The organism is Corynebacterium sp. HMSC073D01, assembly GCF_001815555.1.
Taxonomy (GTDB): domain Bacteria; phylum Actinomycetota; class Actinomycetes; order Mycobacteriales; family Mycobacteriaceae; genus Corynebacterium; species Corynebacterium glucuronolyticum.
Genome location: NZ_KV821014.1, coordinates 13,572 through 32,615, shown reverse-complemented (window position 1 = coordinate 32,615; position 19,044 = coordinate 13,572). Strand labels below are relative to the sequence as shown.

The window sequence follows — 19,044 nt, the reverse complement described above, 5'->3', positions numbered from 1 at the left end:
GCAACACAAAAATCCGGACCTCCTTTGGAGATCCGGATCCTCGTTGAACCGCATTTTAGCGGGTCATTATGTACGGCTGTAAAGCCTCACGTGGCTTAGTTGCCAGCGAGCTTCTCACGCAGTGCAGCGAGCTGCTCGTCGGAAGCGAGGGAACCCTCGGCAGCCGGAGCCTCGGTGCTGGTGTAGTTGCTCGCAACGTCTGCGCCACCCTTTTCGGAGCTTGCTGCCTCTGCAGCGGCGGCGCGGTTGCGCTCGATCTGAGCAGTGTGGAGCTCGAAGCGACGCTCGGACTCGGCGTAGCGAGCTTCCCATTCCTGGCGCTGCTCGTTGTAGCCCTCGAGCCACTCGTTGGTTTCTGCATCGAAGCCCTCGGGGAAGATGTAGTTGCCCTGCTCGTCGTAGGAGTCGGCCATGCCGTACTTCGAGGGGTCGAACTCTTCCGTGTAGTCCTCGTCAGCCTGCTTGAGGGAGAGGCTGATGCGACGACGCTCGAGGTCGATGTCGATAACCTTGACCATGATCTCCTGGCCAACGGACACAACCTGATCCGGAACCTCCACGTGGCGCTGAGCGAGCTCGGAGATGTGGACGAGGCCCTCGATGCCCTCCTCGACGCGAACGAACGCTCCGAACGGGACGAGCTTGGTGACCTTGCCGGGAACGATCTGGCCCACGGCGTGGGTGCGTGCGAAGACGCGCCACGGATCTTCCTGCGTTGCCTTGAGGGACAGCGACACGCGCTCGCGGTCGAGATCGACATCGAGAACCTCGACGGTGACCTCGTCGCCCACGGAGACAACCTCGGACGGGTGATCGATGTGCTTCCAAGACAGCTCGGAGACGTGAACGAGGCCGTCCACACCGCCGAGGTCGACGAATGCACCGAAGTTGACGATGCTGGAGACAACGCCCTTGCGCACCTGGCCCTTTTGCAGCTGGTGGAGGAACTCGGAGCGAACCTCAGACTGGGTCTGCTCAAGCCATGCGCGGCGGGACAGAACAACGTTGTTGCGGTTCTTGTCCAGCTCAATGATCTTGGCCTCGATCTCCTGGCCGATGTACGGCTCGAGATCGCGAACGCGACGCATCTCAACGAGGGATGCAGGCAGGAAGCCACGGAGTCCGATGTCGAGGATGAGGCCACCCTTGACTACCTCGATGACAGTACCGGTAACCGGCTCGTCCTTCTCCTTGAGCTCCTCGATGGTGCCCCATGCGCGCTCGTACTGTGCACGCTTCTTGGACAGGAGGAGACGGCCTTCCTTGTCTTCCTTGGTGAGGACGAGGGCGTCAATCTGATCGCCAACCTCGACCACATCGTCGGGATCGACATCGTGCTTGATGGACAGCTCACGGGAGGGGATGACACCCTCAGTCTTGTATCCGATGTCGAGAAGAACCTCGTCGTTGTCAACCTTGACCACGGTGCCTTCAACGATGTCGCCATCGTTGAAGTACTTGATGGTCTCGTCGACTGCTGCGAGGAAGTCCTCAGCGGAGCCGATGTCGTTGACGGCTACCTGAGGGGTGTTGTTAGTGGGCATATGTATTGTTTGCTCCGAATTAGATAGGAAATCGAAATTGGACAGTTGCACCTCGTCTCGTGCTAGAGCAGGACAGACCCAACAATTCAGCACTTTTTAGGGCATCGCCTGAAAAGCGTGTTGACGTTGTATCTGCGACTCGCACACGATCCCGCACATCTTCGCTGGTTACCCTCCTATCTAGACAACCAGCAAAGGATGCGCATTGAGACGCTTTACCTAGGGTAGTGCACATATCCCCCGCTTGCAAATAAAATACGAGTATGCGCCTCGACGAATCTGATGCCCAACACGCCTCCCGCTCTTGGTGGGACGGGGATGCTGGCCGTTACCACAGGGAACACCAGGGCTACTTTGACACATTTTACTGGTGCCCCGAGCGAGTAACGGAAGAGGATGCCGATTTATTAGGTGATCTTACGGATCTTGACGTATTGGAGGTCGGTTGTGGTTCCGCTCCGTGTTCGCGGTGGCTTGCGCGCCGCCGGTCTCCTCACCTCCTCGTCGCTTTTGATTTGTCTGCGGGGATGCTCGCGCAGGCAGAGAGCAGCCTAAACCTCGTCCAGGCTGACGCGACGGCAATGCCGTTCGCTGACAATTCCTTCGACCTGGTGTTTTCCTCCTTCGGCGCAATTCCCTTCGTCGCTCACCCGGAGACAGTGATGCAGGAAGCTGCCCGGGTTCTCCGTCCCGGAGGCCGTTTTGTTTTCTCCGTTAACCACCCAATGAGGTGGATCTTCCCTGATGATCCCGGCCCGGCTGGGCTCGTTGCGCAGATTAGCTATTTCGACCGCTCCCCCTACGTCGAAACCGAGGATGGCACAGTCACCTATGTAGAAACGCACCGCACTATCGGGGATCGAGTGAGAGATCTTGTAGCGGCGAACTTTCGTATCGATAGCATTATCGAGCCGGAGTGGCCGGACGATCTCACCGAAAATTGGGGACAGTGGTCGCCTTTACGAGGCCACATTTTCCCCGGCTCGATTATTTTCTGCTCAACCTACGCGCCCTAGACGGTGCCGGGAGACATCAGTTTTTCAGCGTTGTTCCACGCCGCCAGTGCGCAGGCTCCGATCCTTCCTTGGTGCAGACCTTTCGTTCCCAAGTTTTCATTTTTCTTTCATGTTTCCGTTTTTGGTTCGGGTTCTTCGGATTAGGTTTTCTAACTTGTCGACGCCTGTGGTTGAGCATTGCGCGAAAGGTGACCCATTGCGCGAAAGGTGGCCCATTGCGCAAGAGGTAGCCCACTGCGCACGAGATGGACCACTGCGCAAAAGGTAGCTCATCACGCGGCGCACTACTCTAATTCTGAATGACCCAGCAACCGTCGACTCGGGCAAAGCACATTCGTTCGTGCAGATCCTGCTCGCCTTTCCGGCCGGTAGCTGTCAGGTTCAGGAGGTCAGTCTCAATCGGATAGGAACGCTTGTCGACGGTAATTGCACCATCTTCAAAGATCACCATACGAGCACGGGGAAATACCGCTCGAAGAATGATGTCATGGTTTGGCGCATCGGAAATGTATTCAATCATGTGTCGCTGCACTGTCTCGCCCGACCGGGACGGTGACACGAGAGCGAAGAGTACTACGGCAAGAACGGCGATGGCAGCCAATGCTATGACGACGAGAATCATGACTAATGCGCCGCCTCGTCCCAATTCGTCCCGTGCCCAGTGGATACCTCTAACGGCACACGCAGGGAGATCGCACCGTCCATCTCCTCGGACACGATCCGCGAAACCTCCTCAAGCTCACCCGGAGCCACTTCAAGGACGAGTTCATCATGCACCTGTAGCAACACTCTGGATTTCAAACTATCAAGGCGCCGGTTTACCCTCACCATGGCCACCTTGATGATGTCGGCTGCCGTGCCTTGAATCGGTGCGTTCAGCGCCGCGCGCTCGGCGTTTTCACGTGCTATCCGATTGGTGGAAGTGAGCTCGGGAAGGTATCGACGACGCCCGAAGAGCGTGGAAGTATACCCGTCTTTGCGGGCTTCATCCACCACCGAGCGGAGGTAATTTTTCACCCCACCAAAGCGCTCAAAGTAGCTATCCATGATGGATTTCGCCTCACCTTGGGGGATGTCTAGCTGAGCTGCAAGCCCATAGGAACTCAATCCGTAGGCGAGGCCGTAGCTCATTGCTTTTACTCGGCGGCGAAGCTCCGGGGTCACCTCATCAATCCCCACATCAAACACTTTGGAACCCACGTAATTGTGCAGATCCTCACCGTCCTTGTACGCCTGGATCAGGCCGGCATCCTCAGACACGTGAGCCATGACGCGCATCTCGATCTGAGAGTAATCCGCAGTAAGCAGGGTTTCGAAGCCCTCGCCGACGACAAAGGCGGAGCGGATCTTCTTGCCAGCGTCCGTCCGTACCGGAATGTTCTGAAGGTTCGGATCCGTGGAGGAGAGGCGCCCAGTTGATGCCACGGTTTGCTTGAACGTCGTGTGAATACGTCCATCCCCGCCGACACTGCGGATGAGACCCTCCAACGTGGATTTCATCTTCGAGTACTCCCGGTGCGCCAGAAGGTGCTGCAAGAACGGATGGTCGGTCTTCTTTGCCAGCGCCTCGATTTCCTTGGCAGCAGTGGAATACCCCGTCTTCGTCTTCTTCGTCTTCGGCAGATCGAAGGTCTCAAAAAGAACCACCTGCAACTGCTTAGGGCTAGAAAGGTTCAGAGAGGGATCACCAGCGAGGTCTCGCGCTGCTTCCTCCTCCTGAGCGACGAGGTCGACGAAACCATCCAGCTGTTCCTCCAGCGTATGCGTGTCTACCGCGATACCAGTGTCTTCCATGGCCGCCAGAATGGTGATGAGAGGAATCTCCAGGTCGGTGTACAGCTCGAGAGATTCAATATCTGAAAGTTCGTCAGTCAGCCGTGGGACCAGCTCTAAAACTGCCATAGCCTCAATAAGAAGGGGCTCCGAGGGAGAATCATCCAGAAGCGACAGCTGCCCATCGGACTGCGGGAGCTGTTTTTGCAGGTGACGCTGGTAGACATCGGCGATCTCGTAAGTGCGCTGCCCAGGACGCAACAGATAACCAGCGATGGCCGTATCATGTGCAATTCCACCGAGAGTGAAACCACGGGAAATAAGCTTGTGATACGTCCGCTTTGCAAAATGCAAAAACTTGGGATCGTCGGAACTAACCCACTTCGCGAAGGCATCCCTTTCCTTGCCTTCGAGCGCAGAAAAATCCACCGTCTGGGAGGTGTAATCCGTAGCCACAAGAACAGCGAAGGTGCAATCTCCTTCGCCGGGTTTGGGGTCGCCGTCAACCGCCATGGCGATACCGGCATCCCTGTTCCTTGTGAGCCACTCAGGCAGAGCCTCAGAGGCCTCGGTAACCTCCGGTGCATTGACGGTGGCTTCGGGTTCCGGACTATCCTCCCCCAGAGCTTGCAGTACGCGCTCGCGCAGATTTACGCCGAATTGAAGCTCGTCGAAGCGGTTGGAGATTTCAGTGACATCGGCATCTCCCCGCTCCAGCTGTAGAGGTGAGACCTCGAGTGGGAGGTCCTTCACCATCTCCGTCAGCTTACGGTTCATCGCTACCTGATCGACGCGTTCACGCAGCGCGTCACCGACCTTACCTTTGATCTCATCGACATGTGCAAGGAGATTGTCCAGGGTCTCGTACTTTTTGATCCATTTGGTCGCGGTCTTCTCACCAACACCTGGAATCTTGGGCAAGTTGTCGCTAGGGTCCCCTCTCAGAGCCGCAAAATCTGGGTACTGGGTAGGCGTGAGGTCGTACTTCTTTTCCACGGCGGCGGGTGTCATACGGTTCAGTGTGGACACGCCACGTGTGGGGTACAGCACGGTGACATCATCGTTTACCAGTTGGAAGGAGTCCCGGTCTCCCGTCACAATGAGGGTCTTCATCCCCTGTTTCGTCGCTGCGGTGGCGAGTGTAGCGATGACATCGTCAGCCTCGTAGCCCGGCTTCTCCACAGTAGTGACACCCATAGCGTGGAGAATGTCCTTGAGTATTTCCACCTGCCCCTTGAATTCCTCAGGGGTTGGTGCGCGCTGAGCCTTGTACTCGGGGAATAACTCGTTGCGGAACGTCTCTCTCGCGACATCGAAGGCAACCGCCAGGTGGGTTGGCTCTTCGCTTGTCAGAATGTTGACAAACATGGACAAAAATCCATATACCGCGTTTGTGTGTTGCCCGCCTGTGGTGGAGAAGTTCTCCGCCGGCAGCGCATAAAACGCGCGGAATGCCATGGAGTGGCCGTCGATAAGCAGGAGAGTTTTTTCAGTTCCGTCAGTCACGTTACCCACTCTAGCGCGACGGGTCTAGGAAAATGGCAGCTGGATCTTGGGTAGCTGTGGAAGCTGCGGAAATCCCTGCGTCCATACTGCGTATGCACCGACGAGTCCGAGGAGGACCAACACGCTAACGAAGAGGGCCTTTCCGACGGCGAATGCCTGGAGCCCGCGCGCCGATTGCCTAAGAACTTCCTGTTGGTCCGCCGTGGCTCCGGATTCTGCGAGGAGACGGCTGACGGTGTCCTGATTCATGAGTGCGTCGGTTGGCCAGAAACGAGGATCGAAGAACACGGCGGTTTCATCCCCATAGCTGACTTTATCTCCCCAGTAGAACAGATCCGGTTTATCGCTCGACGTCGTGCTCGAAACGGCGTCGGGGGAAAAATGAGACGCCACTTTGTCGGAAGCCACAGAAGCACTGGCCCGATCATCCGGCTGTGGGCCGTGTGCGTCTCCCGCCCACGCCGGTGAAATGAGACCGAACAAAACGCAACCGACAGTCACGAACGTTGCACCCATTTTCTGCATGTGCTGCAGTCCTCCTCGGCGCCACTGTGCGCACGTACTAGCGATTTCCTTTAGCCGTGGTTTGTGGTTTAGTATATTTCCTCGAGGCCGACATGGCGGAATTGGCAGACGCACTGCACTCAAAATGCAGCGCCCTTGCGGGCGTCCGGGTTCGACTCCCGGTGTCGGCACATCGCACGAAGAGACCACTTGGTTCCTACGAATCAGGTGGTCTCTTTTTACGTCGTACCTGGGGCACCGGGTTAAGAAGCTAAGAGGTGCCAACAGTTTCATTAGGGGTGGGTTAAGGGATCGATGACGGTCGCTGGTTAATCCAAGCGTATTCCCTTCTTTTCCTTGGTAAACAGGTACGTTATCGCACCGATAAATAGACACGCGCCGTAGAAGGTGAAGGCCGGTCTAATCACGCTCAGAGTCATGTCGCCGGCGACTGCCTGGCTTCCGATAAGCCAGCCGAGAAGTGCGGGCCCCACGATCTTGGCGGTCGCGCCGAGACCGTATCCAAGACCAAGCCCCGTTGAACGGATGGGCGTGGGAAACTGCTCGGCACCGTGGGAGTTGAGGATACCGAAAGCCCCATCGCCGAACATGAGGATGATACTCACCGCAACGAAGAACTGAGGGCCGTCCCCCGGAGCGTCGGAAAGCGCAGCGAGTACACAGCCACCGGTGGCGATAAGCCCCCAGATAAAGAGAACGAGCTTGCGACCGATGATATCGGCGAGGTAGGCGGCACCAAGACGCCCGAGGATATCCAGGAACGATGCGAGCATAAACATCGAGGCAATCGTGCCCACCGAATAGCCGAACCCGTCTTTCAAGAGCGTCTGCCCCCAGGATTGGACAGTCGTCGCTCCGAGGATAAACGAGAACGTGCCCAGCACCACCAGGATGAGCGAGAACCAGTGCTTGGAGAGCAGGAGTCTGTAGGAACCGGCCTGTGCACCCTTTTTTGCAGGACGTGCGGGGGAGTCAGTCGAGATCGGCGGTAGGTAACCGACCTCCGCAACATCGATTTCCATCGCCCACGCAAGAGCACCCCGGGCCTCATGAACCCTGCCACGCATATGCAGATAACGCGGCGACTCAGGAACCCGGGCGAGCCAGAACAGGAGGAAGATGGGGATGCATCCAAGGACGATGAGGATTCTCCAGTTTTCACCAGCGGCTTTCTGCGCCAGAGAACCGAGAAACAGACCCGCCGGGATAAAAATACTGCCAAGACCGGCAAGAAGCCCTCGTTTTGAAGTTGGGACAAATTCCTGAATATACGGAATGGACGAGATATTCAGCCCGCCGACACCGATGCCCACACCGATACGCAACAGACCGAGAAGGGCCCAACCATGATCAGGAACGACGAGCGTGAGCCCCGTACAGGTGACAAATAGAATAACGCACCACATGTAGGAGCGTTTACGTCCGAGGGAATCGGCTAGCCTCCCCCACACGATCGCGCCGAGCACGTTGCCGAGGCCTGCGCACGCAAGGATGTACCCGGCTTCCATGCCCGTCAACTCCCATGGCCCGGTAAGAAGGGCGACGACGAAGCCGATGAGAAACATGTCGAAATATTCGGCCAGATTGCCGACAACAACGAGTCCGATGAGGGACTTTTGGTGACGAGTGAGCGGGCGCGAATCGAGCTGATCGTAGGCTGACAGCCCGGCCGATGCATTAGTCAATGGTGTTTCCTTTACTATTTCGACGTACGGGAATAATTGCGGGTCGCCCTGCTATTTCGGAAACGGCGACAGTCGCACCGTACTCGCGCGAGATCGTCTCCTCTGTGAGGATCTCTTCTGCAGAGCCCGCCTTTTGCAGTCGACCTTTTGCGATGAGCGCTAGGCGGTCTCCATATTGGGCAGCCAGCGGAAGATCATGAACGGTGGCAATCACTGTTAGCCTGCGCGCATCCGGTCCCTGATCAGACAGTGAACGTTCCACCCGCGTCTTATCCACCAACTCCAGGACGTGCTGTGCGTGGCCAATATCCAAGGCGCTTGTCGGCTCATCCAGGAGGAGAACTTCCGGCTCTTGGGTGAGCGCCCGTGCCAAAGCCACGATCTGTTGCTGGCCACCGCTGAGATTTGCTACGTCCCTCGCCGCAAGGGAATTGATTCCCAGTTGGTTGAGCGTGCGAGCGACGATGTCGTTGTCGTACGCACGCGTGGTGGAATGCGGGTAGCGCCCCAAACGGACATACTCGCGCACTGTCATTCCTGCTGGAACCACAGGCTGCTGTGGCAAAAGCGCAACTTTGCGGGCAAAATCCCGTGCACGCGCCTTCCTCGGGACTAACCCCGCGACGCGCACAGCACCTGTGAAAGGTACGAGCCCGCACAGAGCAGAGATAAACGTAGTTTTCCCGGATCCGTTGGGCCCGATAACTGTAAGCCACTCCCCCGCGGGGACAGTCAACGTAAGATCAGCAAGGCTCGGCTCCGACGAACCGCGATAGCGGACAACAAGATCCTCGACCACAATGGCATTCTCACTCATCACCTGACTCCCCCACGCGCAGCCTTGATCAGTAGGAAAAGGAAAAATGGTGCACCAATAAAGGCTGTGACCACGCCAACGGGCAGTTCCTGTGGCGCGAGAATGCTCCGCGCAATCGTGTCAGCGGCAAGCAGAAATCCAGCGCCAGCCACAATAGTTAATGGCAACAGGAACCCGTGTCCCGGACCAACCATGAGGCGCAACATGTGTGGCACCACAATTCCCACGAACCCGATGAGGCCGGAGATGCTGACAACTGCCGACGTTGCTAGCGTCGCCACTGCAATGAGCACTACTCGCGCAAGCTGGACGTTTATCCCGAGAGTCTGGGCTTCGGCTTCCCCCAATGTCAGGACATCCAGCGCCTTGCTTGCCGCGAGAATGGCACACCAGCAGGGAACAACAACGCACAAAACAGTGGCGATGTCTTTCCAACCGGCTCGCCCAAGGTTACCGAGCAACCAGACGTAGACCCCCTCTAACTTTTTCAAGTCCCGAATTTGCAGGTAGCTTTGCACTGCGCCAGCGAAAGCCGACACGGCTACCCCTGCGAGGACGATCACTGTCGGGTGTGAACCGGCGCCTGTGGCAACCAAGTAGGCGATGCCAACCGCCGCCATACCACCGACGAACGCTGCAGGAATCACACCGGCGCTGGATGCCCCCGCCATCATCGCAGCGGTAACGCCCAGGCTGGCACCCGAAGATACACCCAAAAAGTAGGGATCCGCCAAAGGGTTGCGGAATAGTGTTTGAAACACAGCACCGGAAACTGCGAGTGTGGCCCCGACGATAAGGGCATTGACCACGCGTGGAAGACGGATCTGAGTGATCACCGCGAGGTCCCTTTCGTCGAGGGCAGCCGCCCCCGTCACATGGGATACGAGATCGCCAAACCCGATCCCGAGGGCACCAGAAGAGGTGGCAGCAATAGCTGCTATACACAGCAGCACCACTGCCACCGCCATGACCAAAACCTTGCGAGTTCGCACGATATGTGAGGTTACCTGTTCTTCCTTCGCTGCAATGCTCACCGCCCCGAGCACCGCATCAATCAACCCCTCGCCCAGTTCCATTCTGATCTCTAGGCGCACGTCTCTGATCTCTAGACGCGCGTCGGTCGCACCGGAAATCGACTCGATAAAATGCGGGACAGGCCGGATAGTACCTGCACGATGAGCTCTACTTACAAGCTATCTGCGATCTGCTGAACAAACTCCGGAAGGCGTGGACCCCAGCGGGAGGCGAGATCCTCATCCAGCGGAATGATCCGCCCCTCTTTCACCGCAGTGATGGACTGCCAGCCGGGACGGGCAGCGACCTGTTCAGGCGTAAGCTGCTCAGACGTGTGGTCGACGAGGAAAATGTAATCCGGGTTGGACGCAATGATGGACTCTTCGGTCAGCTGGGGGTAACCGCTGGCATCGTCCGGCGCGATGGAAGTGAGCCCGAACTGGCGGTACACGTCACCTAAGAACGTGTTGTTCGAGACTGTGTAATAGTCGATGGTCACCTCGTGAAAGTACGTCTTACCCTCGCCCTTCTTGGCTGCCTTTTCAACGGTGTCGCTAATCTTCGCCTTCATATCAGCGGCGACTGCGTCCGCTTCCTCGGCGTGGCCGGTAGCCACTCCGAGCCTTTCTACTTGTTCGTAGGCACCGTTCACCGTCGTCGGTGGCAGCACGACAAGCACAGGAACGCCCACCGCTGTAAGCCCGGACACTAATTCTGCTGCATCGAAAGACACAACGACGAGGTCCGGGTCGTAGGTCAGCAAGGCCTCCGCATTCGTGCTGCGCCCACTTAGCCCCTCCTCGTTTGGGGCTTCTTCTGGGTAAGTGGAATACTTGTCCGCCGCCACCACAGCATCCCCTGCACCGATGGCGTACAGGGTCTCGGTAGCACTGGCGCTGAGAGACACGATACGGTCGGGCTTCTCCTTGACGGTCACATCCCCGCCAGTGTCGCTGGGGATCGAAACAGGAAATTCCCCGCCGGCAGAAGAACGGGACGTTGCTGAGGATTCAGATGTGTGAGAATCGCTTGCGGTGGGCCCCGAACAACCCGTAAGGACCAAAGTAAGGATGCTCAGGCTTGCAAGGAGGATCGCCACAAGCGTCGCCTTACTACGTCCCTCGGCAGAGGATAGAGATCCAACGAATCTTTCCACAGCAACATTCCTTTCCGCGTTATGCGTCCACGCTCAATGTTTTCCTCTAGATAGTGTAAGTCGCCATACGTTCGAACAGAAACGGTGATTTCGACACATTTTCTTGCACTCAACCGTATATTCACTACGAAGAGCGCCACGCTAAATAACTTCCCTAGGCTGGTCAGGACACACTTTTCTGCAGAGTTGGCATATGTATAAACATTTGATACAGTTATGCGCATGAAAAGTTGGGTTAAAGGTACAGCAGTGGCTGGCATCATCGCGATGTCCACCACACTTACCGGATGCGTGGTCAATGATGAGGGAGGCCACCCCGAGGGCTGGACACCCGTTGAGGTGGAGACTGTTCCCGAAATCGCCGCAATGGTTCCAGAAGAGGTCGCCGCAGATGGCATCCTTCTCTACGGAACTAACCCGCCGTTTCCCCCCATGGAGTTCAAGAATTCCGCCGGTGAAATCATCGGTTCCGATATCGACTTGGCTGCGGCCGTCGCTAAGGTAATGGGGCTTGAGGCTAAGCCTGTGGAGCAGGAGTTTCCGATGATTCTCCCGGCGATCAGTGCTGGCACTGTGGAATTCGGCGCGGCTGGTTTTACTGATTCCGAGGAGCGACGAAAGAACTACGACTTCGTGGACTACCTCGTTGCCGGTATCCAGTGGTCCCAGCAGCCCGGCGGTAACGTCGATCCGGACAACGCCTGCGGACTCACCGTTGCCGTCCAGCGCGGTACGGTCTCCGACACCGACGATGTCGATCGTCGCTCCGAGAAGTGCGTGACCCAGGGCAAACCCGCAATTCACAAACTGGCGTACGACTCTTCCGATACCGCAGCAAACGCGCTTGTGCTCGGCCGTGTCGATGCCTTCTCTGCTGACGCACCTGTCAATGCCTACGCCGTCGCGCGAGCTGGCGGTCGGATGGAGCTTGTTGGCGATATCTACGACGCTGCCTACTACGGCTGGCCAGTGAAGAAGGGCTCCGATCTCGCCCCAGCACTAGCCAAAGCTCTCGAATATCTCATTGAAAACGGCTATTACGAGCAGATCATGGGCCAATGGAATCTGAACGATACGTTCATCGATGAGGCAAAGATCAACGGCGAGCCACTCGCTTCAGCCCCACATACAACGAAGAATTCACAGCAAAGCTAGGGAAAAGCAATGAACGAACCAAAACCAATCGAAGCTAAACCGTTGCGGCGCCCCTGGCGGTGGGTGTTCGCCACTATTCTTCTCATCCTTTTCGCCCTGTTCGTCTTCAGCGCCGCGCGCAACGAAGCGTATGGGTGGGATACGTACTTCCAGTACCTCCTGGATAAACGCATCGCTATAGCGTCACTGCACACCATTGCGCTGACTATTATCGCCATGGTGATCGGTGTCGTGCTCGGCGCGATCCTCGCGGTGCTCCGAATGTCCCCGAACCCGGTGCTCAGTGGCCTTTCGTGGATCTACTTGTGGATCTTCCGTGGAACACCGATTTACGTGCAGTTGGTATTCTGGGGTCTTCTGGGCTCCATTTACCAGACAATCAATCTCGGATTCGCAGAGTTCGACCTTCAGGGTTTCCTCTCCAATATGTTCCTTCTCGCGTGCCTCGGCCTCGGACTCAATGAGGCCGCCTACATGGCAGAGGTCGTCCGCGCAGGTTTGCAGGCTGTTCCTGAGGGCCAGTACGAAGCGTCCAAGGCGCTGGGCATGAGCTGGTGGCAGACGATGAAGCGCACTGTGCTCCCGCAGGCCATGCGGATTATTATTCCCCCGACGGGCAACGAGCTAATCTCCATGCTGAAGACCACATCCCTCGTGGTCGCCGTCCCGTACACCTATGAGCTGTACGGTAAGGCCACGGACATCTCCTACTCCCTGTTTGAACCGGTGCCGCTCCTTCTCGTAGCAGCAACGTGGTACATCGCCATTACTTCCGTACTGATGATTGCCCAGAGCTACCTGGAGAAGTACTACGAGCGCGGTGCAACCCGTGAGCTCAGCTCCCGCCAGCTCGCTGCCCTGGCAGATGCTGAAGGCAAACTCCCCGGCAACGTGATTATCAAGGACTAAAAGGAACTGCACCATGACTTTAATGATTGACGCTCAGCAAGTAGTCAAGGACTTTGGCAACCTTCACGTGCTCAAGGGTATTGACCTGCAGGTTCCCACAGGCACTGTGACCACACTTATCGGTCCTTCGGGATCGGGTAAGTCCACGTTCCTCCGCTGTTGCAACCACCTTGAAAAGGTGACCGCCGGCAGGCTCTACATCGATGGGCAGATCATCGGTTACAAGGAAAAGAACGGCACCCTGTACGAGATCACGGAGAAGGAAGCAGCCGCTCAGCGTGCCGGCATCGGTATGGTTTTCCAGAACTTCAACCTGTTTCCCCACCGCACCGCTGTGGAAAACATCATGGAAGCGCCCATGGTGGTCAAGGGCGTTTCTGAGGACGAGGCCAAGCAGCAAGCTATGGAGCTTCTCGACATCGTCGGTCTCGCCCACAAGGCCACGGCCTACCCGGCTCAGCTTTCCGGAGGGCAGCAGCAGCGCGTGGCGATCGCCCGCGCGGTGGCGATGAAGCCGAAGCTGATGCTGTTCGACGAACCGACCTCAGCTCTCGACCCAGAGCTGGTAGGTGAGGTACTCAACGTGATGAAGAAGCTCGCCGCCGACGGCATGACCATGCTCGTCGTCACCCACGAAATGGGGTTCGCCCGGGAGGTGGCCGATCAGGTCGTGTTCATGGCTGATGGAGTAGTCGTTGAAAAGGGCTCCCCCTCCGAGGTCATTGACCACCCACAGCACGAGCGGACCCAGCAGTTCCTCTCCACCCTTTTGAAGTAAATCCACTCACGTACGCGCAGGATTCAGAGGGCTTTCGTCTCCCTGGAGTCAGAGGGTTCTCGTCTCCCCCGCTGCACGCGCATCAACAACCCCGCCACACAGCGTTTAGCTCCTATGGGGCGGGGCTGTGCTTTGTGCGATTCCCGGCGAGCTGACTTGCCTTCGTGCGCCTGCTGGCACATCTGATGCATCCCGGAGCGGGACAGTTGGCATCCCTCTCCGCCGGACGACACCCCCGCCCGGCAGTCGTTTGGGTTCGCGTTCATCACCCCACCGAGAACAACCTGAGTAGTGTTGAGCGACCCTTTCGCGCGCAGCGGATGGTAGCTGAGCCTACAACTCCCCGCGTTTGCGCTCTAGCGCAGCGATAACATTATCCGGAAGCATTCCCGTCACATCACCACCGAGAAGAGCTACCTCCTTGGCAATTGACGAGGAAATGTACCCGTAAGCGGGCGTAGTCAAGAGAAAAAACGTCTCTACACCTGTCAGTTTGCTGTTTGCCTGAGCCATCGGCTTTTCATACTCGTAGTCCAGGCCTGAGCGCAAACCTTTCACCATCGCGGTGATGTCGTGCGTTGTGGTGTAGTCCACGAGGAGCCCCTCCCAGTGGTCCACGGTCACGTTGGGGAGCTCGTGAACGCACTCGCGGATCAGGTTCATCCGCTCCTCTGGGGTAAACATCGCCTTCTTCGACTTATTCACCGTAACCAGAACGACGACGTGGTCGAACTGGGCCGCAGCTCTCTTTATGATGTCCAGGTGCCCAAGTGTCACCGGGTCGAACGACCCCGGGCAGCACACGGTAGTCATAGAACGGCTTATCCTTCCGTCTTGTGGTACACAGCCATATCGAAACGAGTCGTGCCGTACGTCCGCTTCTTTAGTTTCTGGGTCGTGGGGTGGAAATCATCCGGCCACGTTGGCTCAGGCGAGTCAGTTGAACGCTCAAAAACGACAACTGCCTCGTCACGAAGCAATGGACGAAGTGCCTCTACAATCTCGTCGACTGTCTCAGGTGCGAGATCATAGGGAGGATCAGCGAGCACCATATCGAAATGCTCCCGCGGCGCGGAAGCGACATAGGTAGAAGCCTTCGTCTCTTCAACAAACACACCGTTGATACCGACAGCTTTCGCATTGTCTCGGCAGATGGCGGCGGCTTTGGGATTCGACTCCACGAGCACGACCATCTCCGCACCTCGTGATGCGGCTTCCAAGCCGAGAGCCCCGGAACCTGCAAATAGGTCGAGGACACGTCGGTGAGCGAAACCGAAGCGCACGTCGAGGGAAGAAAACAGCCCCTCTTTAGCACGGTCGCTCGTAGGGCGCGTACCCTCCTCAGGAACTTTTAGCTTCCTGCTGCGCGCTAGACCAGCGATAATCCGTGCCATCTACGCACCTTCGCCTTCGCTGAGGGTCAGAAGCACGTCCCCACCGGACACATCCGAGTAATCCGCTACGTGAATCGAGGAGATGACGCCGGGCCCCGGCGCGACAATGGGTGCCTCCAGTTTGACTGCTTCCACAGAGGCGAGTGTGTCCCCCACCTTCACGGTCTGTCCTTCGGTCACACTGAAGTGCACGATACCGGCAAATGGTGCGCAAATTTCCATGGCGCTAAGTCTAATCGGTCACACGCCGAAGCGCGGAACCGCTAGGACTTCTCCAAATATTCGGCGACATTGGAGCCGATATCTGCGACGAGTTCCTCTGCCAGAATGCGATCCGCGTGGACAAGCTCGTCGGCGTGTTTGTTTGCGTGCTCGATGAGTTCGCCGTCACGGACAAAGCTCAGCAACCGTACCTGTTTCCGACTGCCGGACTGTGATGTGCCAATTATGTCGCCTTCTTGCCTGGTTTCCAGGTCGAGTGTGGCCAAGGTGTAGCCGTCATTTGTGTTAGCGATAGCGCATAACCGGGCATATTGCTCGGAATCGGGTAGCGCAAGAGTGTGGAAAAGACACCACGATTCATATCCTCCACGCCCGATACGGCCTCGCAACTGATGAAGCTGGCTCACCCCAAAGTTCTCTGATTCTCTCACCATCATGATGGTGGCGTTGGGCACGTCGATGCCGACCTCGATGACCGTAGTTGAGACAAGGATGTCGATCTGACCCTTGCCGAAGGCAGTCATGATTTCCTCTTTATCGTCCGGATGGAGCTTGCCGTGGAGGAGTGCAACGGCTAGATCTGGGTAAATCTGCCCTTCTAAGAGCTCATACACCTCTTCGACGCCTCCTGGCCCGTCGATCCTAGGGCAGACGATGAAAGCTTGGTGGCCCTGTTGGACTTCCTCCCGGATGCGTTCCCACGCACGGTTCATCCACGCATCGTTGCCCTCGAATACGACAGCAGAGCGTATCGGTTTTCGTCCACCAGGAAGTTCTGTGAGAAGGGAGACCTCCAAATCTCCAAAAGCGGTAATCGCGATAGTACGGGGAATCGGTGTTGCTGTCATAGCGAGCAGATGCGGAGTAATGCCGTTAGTCCCCCTGTTCCGCAGCATATCGCGCTGCTCCACACCAAAGCGGTGCTGCTCATCCACGATCACCATGCCGAGATCGAAGAACTCGACCGTATCTTGGATAAGCGCGTGCGTGCCGACGACAATATCTGCTTCTCCGGAGATCGTTTTGAGCAGCGCATCCTTCTTCTGCGCCACTGTCATCGATCCCGTGAGGCAAACCACACGCGCGGGAACAGCCCCGAGAAGCTGGGTCAGCGACCGTGCGTGTTGCTGTGCGAGTACCTCGGTGGGAGCAAGAAAAGCGGTCTGGTGGCCGGCATCAATTACTTGCAACATGCTGATGAGTGCGACGACGGTCTTCCCGGATCCGACCTCTCCTTGGAGAAGCCGAGACATCGGTGTTGGTTTTGCTAGATCGCTGGAAATCTCCTGGACAACGGACTGCTGTCCATCGGTGAGTGTGTAGGGAAGACTCTCGATGAATTGTTGGCGGCGAGAGCCGCCATCGTCGAGGGGTGCGCACGGGTGCGCGCGACGATGCGACTGATCGTCGCGAAGCAATGCCATTACGAGCGAAAGGCTAAGGGCCTCGTTGTACCGAGCGCGCTGCTCGCACGCATAGGGAGACACTGTGCTGGGAACATGCATGCCGCGCAGCATCGTGTCAAAGTCCACCATCTCCTCCGGCGGGGTGCCGAGAGGTTCAGAAATATGCGGTGTTTGCCGTAACACTTCGGAGGTGGCAGCCCACATCCGCATCGAGGGAAAGCTGGACGTACCCCGGTAGATCGGTGTCCATGGAGAAGCAGTGAGCCGACGAAGGATCCCCTCCGCGTCCGGGTATTTCGATAACTCCTTAATCTGACCTGTGCCCTTGTGAGTGGAGTTGAGTACAAGGAATCCGGGGTGAGATAGCTGGGGTTTGCCTTGGTAGGACTTCACCTTTCCTGTCACCAACACACGGGATCCCTCGATGAGCACGTGGGATAAGTATGCCGAGTTGAAGAACACGCAGGTGACCTCTACCCCACCGTCATCAACTGTGACGTGGAAGATCTTCATCCCTTTGCGGGTGGTTGTGGACCATGTCCGGGTGATGGTGCCGATGGCGGTGACGATGTCACCGTCCTGGGCACCAATGAGCGCTGTTCCCTGAGCTGAATCGATGTACCGGCGCGGGTAATTGAGAAGAAGCTCAGGAACACTCGTTATTCCGAAATTCTTTTTCAACGCGCGACACTCTGTGGCCGGTAGCAGGTCTGTCAGTGGACGCGAGTCCTTCCAACCCAACACGAGTCATTCCACCCCGATCTCAAAAAATGTATCGCTTTCGTGTGTGACCAGATCAGCGGGAACGGCGGATACACACGCAGCAACCTTTTCCTGATCCAGCTCCTGTATGGGGCCGATGATAGTCACAACCTCTGCTGTGGTGCTAGCACACTCGTTGATTGCCTGACAGACCGCAGCTTCGGGCGTACTCGCCACGATGTCGTCGTGTCCAATAACATGGACGCGCCACGAGCCCGTCGTGGAGTTTTCTTTTTGCGCCACGTCTGCGGGTTCCGCCACGTCTCGAGTAATTTCAGCCGATGCAACCTGCATCGCTGCCCGCTGCATCGTGTCGACAACTTGGCTCCGAGGCAGTCGGGGATCAAACATGCTCACTGCGGCTACTGCCTCCACGAGGTTGTTTGTGTCGATAACCTCCGCTGTCAGTGGCAGAGATCGTGGAATAGGAAGACCACAGGACACGTACACCATCGCTCTTCCATGGTTGCGCGCCAAGGTTAACGCTTCAGGGAAGATGTCCTGGGCCTCCTCGGGTACGACGATATCCACCGCGGTATCCCGTGGATCTTCCGGCAGCGACTCGATACGTAGGTGGGTGACTGTTCCCCGAGTAAACGCCTCGGTGATAAGATCTCCTGCCCGGCGCGTATGCACGTGGATAGTTCCGCTCGTCGGGGTGTCTCGGGCGACCATGAAACTGTCCCCCTCGAACACAGTGATGTCTGTGTCAAAAGTTGGTGACTCGAAGTAGAACATCACCTCCAGGTAACTCCCGTTAACCTCAATGTCAGGAGCGATGTGTGCTCCGATACCACCAGCGAGGGCATCTCCCAAAGCGCCAAGAATGACGCATAATCCGCGCCCTCCCGCATCGACGACCCCCGCGCGTCTCAGTTCTGCTAGTTGGGATGGTGTTTCCGCGAGCGCTCGATTGGCCGCAGCGATCACGTGGCTTACCGTGGCACCGGGCTCCCGTGCAGCAGTGGCGGCTGCACGCAAAACAGTAAGCACCGTGCCTTCCTTCGGGTCGGCGATAGCCTGCGTCACGAGCTGCACAGCCGCTTCGAGGCTCGCCGCTACGTCGCTCATATCAGCGCTGGATCCAGACACACGCGCGAGTCCGCGGAAGACCTGCGACAAAACGACACCGGAATTGCCGCGTGCTCCACGGACAGCTCCGGTTGCCAAAGCCTGGGCGATGTGTTGGAAAGATACGCCCGAAGGAAGCTTCTCCGCTTCTTCCAGTGCCGCCTGCATGGTGTGAGCCATGTTCGAACCGGTATCGGAATCGGGTACAGGGAAGACGTTGAGGGCGTTGATCTCTTCACAGGCATCCTGCAGCGCGTTCGTCGCGAGCCGCGCCCATTGGACGAGCACGTCACCGGTAATCTCCATGACGC

The 19,044-nt window shown here is 57.4% G+C and carries 17 protein-coding genes and 1 tRNA gene; 5 read left to right on the top strand and 13 right to left on the bottom strand.

Annotated features, from left to right (window positions below):
* Nucleotides 1-95: 95 nt before the first annotated feature.
* Nucleotides 96-1,544, bottom strand: a complete 1,449-nt coding sequence (rpsA, locus tag HMPREF3044_RS01275) for a 30S ribosomal protein S1 (RefSeq protein WP_005392378.1) — start codon at nucleotides 1,542-1,544, stop codon at nucleotides 96-98.
* A 263-nt stretch (nucleotides 1,545-1,807) separates the two neighbouring features.
* Between rpsA and HMPREF3044_RS01270 the strand changes: the two genes are divergently transcribed.
* Entirely contained in the window at nucleotides 1,808-2,560 is a 753-nt protein-coding gene (locus HMPREF3044_RS01270) for a class I SAM-dependent methyltransferase (RefSeq protein WP_070738969.1), read from the top strand.
* A gap of 289 nt (nucleotides 2,561-2,849) precedes the next feature.
* Here HMPREF3044_RS01270 and HMPREF3044_RS01265 read toward each other — a convergent pair whose 3' ends face one another.
* From HMPREF3044_RS01265 to HMPREF3044_RS01255, 3 genes are all read right to left on the bottom strand, one after another.
* Nucleotides 2,850-3,182 (bottom strand): hypothetical protein, encoded by a 333-nt coding sequence (locus HMPREF3044_RS01265; protein ID WP_070738968.1) that lies wholly within the window; start codon nucleotides 3,180-3,182, stop codon nucleotides 2,850-2,852.
* A gap of 2 nt (nucleotides 3,183-3,184) precedes the next feature.
* Nucleotides 3,185-5,791, bottom strand: a complete 2,607-nt coding sequence (polA, locus tag HMPREF3044_RS01260) for a DNA polymerase I (RefSeq protein WP_246820822.1) — start codon at nucleotides 5,789-5,791, stop codon at nucleotides 3,185-3,187.
* A 72-nt stretch (nucleotides 5,792-5,863) separates the two neighbouring features.
* Nucleotides 5,864-6,364, bottom strand: a complete 501-nt coding sequence (locus HMPREF3044_RS01255) for a hypothetical protein (RefSeq protein ID WP_005392371.1) — start codon at nucleotides 6,362-6,364, stop codon at nucleotides 5,864-5,866.
* Nucleotides 6,365-6,450: 86 nt separating this feature from the next.
* Here HMPREF3044_RS01255 and HMPREF3044_RS01250 point away from each other — a divergent pair.
* Nucleotides 6,451-6,534: transfer RNA gene (locus tag HMPREF3044_RS01250), tRNA-Leu, on the top strand.
* A gap of 138 nt (nucleotides 6,535-6,672) precedes the next feature.
* Here HMPREF3044_RS01250 and HMPREF3044_RS01245 read toward each other — a convergent pair.
* The 4 genes from HMPREF3044_RS01245 to HMPREF3044_RS01230 all read right to left on the bottom strand — a co-directional run bounded on the left by HMPREF3044_RS01245 (nucleotide 6,673) and on the right by HMPREF3044_RS01230 (nucleotide 11,036).
* Nucleotides 6,673-8,049, bottom strand: coding sequence for an MFS transporter (locus tag HMPREF3044_RS01245; RefSeq protein ID WP_070738966.1), 1,377 nt, complete (start codon nucleotides 8,047-8,049; stop codon nucleotides 6,673-6,675).
* Nucleotides 8,042-8,866, bottom strand: a complete 825-nt coding sequence (locus HMPREF3044_RS01240; RefSeq protein ID WP_070738965.1) for an ABC transporter ATP-binding protein — start codon at nucleotides 8,864-8,866, stop codon at nucleotides 8,042-8,044. The genes HMPREF3044_RS01245 and HMPREF3044_RS01240 overlap by 8 nt, the downstream gene beginning before the upstream one ends.
* Nucleotides 8,866-9,942: a FecCD family ABC transporter permease gene (locus HMPREF3044_RS01235; RefSeq protein WP_070738964.1), complete on the bottom strand. Its 1,077-nt coding sequence runs from the start codon at nucleotides 9,940-9,942 to the stop codon at nucleotides 8,866-8,868. Before HMPREF3044_RS01235 ends, HMPREF3044_RS01240 begins: the two co-directional genes overlap by 1 nt.
* Nucleotides 9,943-10,052: 110 nt before the next feature.
* The gene (locus HMPREF3044_RS01230) at nucleotides 10,053-11,036 is read right to left on the bottom strand and encodes an ABC transporter substrate-binding protein (protein WP_246820808.1); all 984 of its coding nucleotides are present in this window, start codon (nucleotides 11,034-11,036) and stop codon (nucleotides 10,053-10,055) included.
* 216 nt (nucleotides 11,037-11,252) lie between these two features.
* Here HMPREF3044_RS01230 and HMPREF3044_RS01225 point away from each other — a divergent pair, with 216 nt between their 5' ends.
* From HMPREF3044_RS01225 to HMPREF3044_RS01215, 3 genes are read left to right on the top strand one after another with little or no spacing between them, the layout of a single operon-like run.
* Complete coding sequence (locus HMPREF3044_RS01225; protein WP_070738963.1) at nucleotides 11,253-12,191, top strand: ABC transporter substrate-binding protein; 939 nt, start codon at nucleotides 11,253-11,255, stop codon at nucleotides 12,189-12,191.
* 9 nt (nucleotides 12,192-12,200) lie between these two features.
* Nucleotides 12,201-13,100 (top strand): amino acid ABC transporter permease, encoded by a 900-nt coding sequence (locus HMPREF3044_RS01220; RefSeq protein WP_005392362.1) that lies wholly within the window; start codon nucleotides 12,201-12,203, stop codon nucleotides 13,098-13,100.
* 13 nt (nucleotides 13,101-13,113) lie between these two features.
* Nucleotides 13,114-13,878, top strand: a complete 765-nt coding sequence (locus HMPREF3044_RS01215) for an amino acid ABC transporter ATP-binding protein (protein WP_005396170.1) — start codon at nucleotides 13,114-13,116, stop codon at nucleotides 13,876-13,878.
* 333 nt (nucleotides 13,879-14,211) lie between these two features.
* Here HMPREF3044_RS01215 and coaD read toward each other — a convergent pair whose 3' ends face one another.
* From coaD to HMPREF3044_RS01190, 5 genes are read right to left on the bottom strand one after another with little or no spacing between them, the layout of a single operon-like run.
* Entirely contained in the window at nucleotides 14,212-14,691 is a 480-nt protein-coding gene (coaD, locus tag HMPREF3044_RS01210; RefSeq protein WP_005392359.1) for a pantetheine-phosphate adenylyltransferase, read from the bottom strand.
* Between the two features lie 8 nt (nucleotides 14,692-14,699).
* Nucleotides 14,700-15,272, bottom strand: a complete 573-nt coding sequence (gene rsmD / locus HMPREF3044_RS01205) for a 16S rRNA (guanine(966)-N(2))-methyltransferase RsmD (RefSeq protein ID WP_005392357.1) — start codon at nucleotides 15,270-15,272, stop codon at nucleotides 14,700-14,702.
* Nucleotides 15,273-15,494, bottom strand: a complete 222-nt coding sequence (locus HMPREF3044_RS01200; protein ID WP_005392355.1) for a biotin/lipoyl-containing protein — start codon at nucleotides 15,492-15,494, stop codon at nucleotides 15,273-15,275.
* A gap of 41 nt (nucleotides 15,495-15,535) precedes the next feature.
* Nucleotides 15,536-17,644, bottom strand: a complete 2,109-nt coding sequence (locus HMPREF3044_RS01195) for an ATP-dependent DNA helicase RecG (protein WP_070738962.1) — start codon at nucleotides 17,642-17,644, stop codon at nucleotides 15,536-15,538.
* A gap of 3 nt (nucleotides 17,645-17,647) precedes the next feature.
* A complete protein-coding gene (locus HMPREF3044_RS01190) occupies nucleotides 17,648-19,039 on the bottom strand; it encodes a DAK2 domain-containing protein (protein ID WP_246820806.1) in 1,392 nt (463 codons plus the stop codon).
* Between the last annotated feature and the right edge of the window lie 5 nt (nucleotides 19,040-19,044).

Coding starts and splice junctions, on each gene's coding strand:
- rpsA (WP_005392378.1), bottom strand. CDS start 1,544: ATGCCCACTAACAACACCCCTCAGGTAGCCGTCAACGACATCGGCTCC.
- HMPREF3044_RS01270 (WP_070738969.1), top strand. CDS start 1,808: ATGCGCCTCGACGAATCTGATGCCCAACACGCCTCCCGCTCTTGGTGG.
- HMPREF3044_RS01265 (WP_070738968.1), bottom strand. CDS start 3,182: ATGATTCTCGTCGTCATAGCATTGGCTGCCATCGCCGTTCTTGCCGTA.
- polA (WP_246820822.1), bottom strand. CDS start 5,791: ATGGCATTCCGCGCGTTTTATGCGCTGCCGGCGGAGAACTTCTCCACC.
- HMPREF3044_RS01255 (WP_005392371.1), bottom strand. CDS start 6,364: ATGCAGAAAATGGGTGCAACGTTCGTGACTGTCGGTTGCGTTTTGTTC.
- HMPREF3044_RS01240 (WP_070738965.1), bottom strand. CDS start 8,866: ATGAGTGAGAATGCCATTGTGGTCGAGGATCTTGTTGTCCGCTATCGC.
- HMPREF3044_RS01235 (WP_070738964.1), bottom strand. CDS start 9,942: ATGGAACTGGGCGAGGGGTTGATTGATGCGGTGCTCGGGGCGGTGAGC.
- HMPREF3044_RS01225 (WP_070738963.1), top strand. CDS start 11,253: ATGCGCATGAAAAGTTGGGTTAAAGGTACAGCAGTGGCTGGCATCATC.
- HMPREF3044_RS01220 (WP_005392362.1), top strand. CDS start 12,201: ATGAACGAACCAAAACCAATCGAAGCTAAACCGTTGCGGCGCCCCTGG.
- HMPREF3044_RS01215 (WP_005396170.1), top strand. CDS start 13,114: ATGACTTTAATGATTGACGCTCAGCAAGTAGTCAAGGACTTTGGCAAC.
- coaD (WP_005392359.1), bottom strand. CDS start 14,691: ATGACTACCGTGTGCTGCCCGGGGTCGTTCGACCCGGTGACACTTGGG.
- rsmD (WP_005392357.1), bottom strand. CDS start 15,272: ATGGCACGGATTATCGCTGGTCTAGCGCGCAGCAGGAAGCTAAAAGTT.
- HMPREF3044_RS01200 (WP_005392355.1), bottom strand. CDS start 15,494: ATGGAAATTTGCGCACCATTTGCCGGTATCGTGCACTTCAGTGTGACC.
- HMPREF3044_RS01190 (WP_246820806.1), bottom strand. CDS start 19,039: ATGGAGATTACCGGTGACGTGCTCGTCCAATGGGCGCGGCTCGCGACG.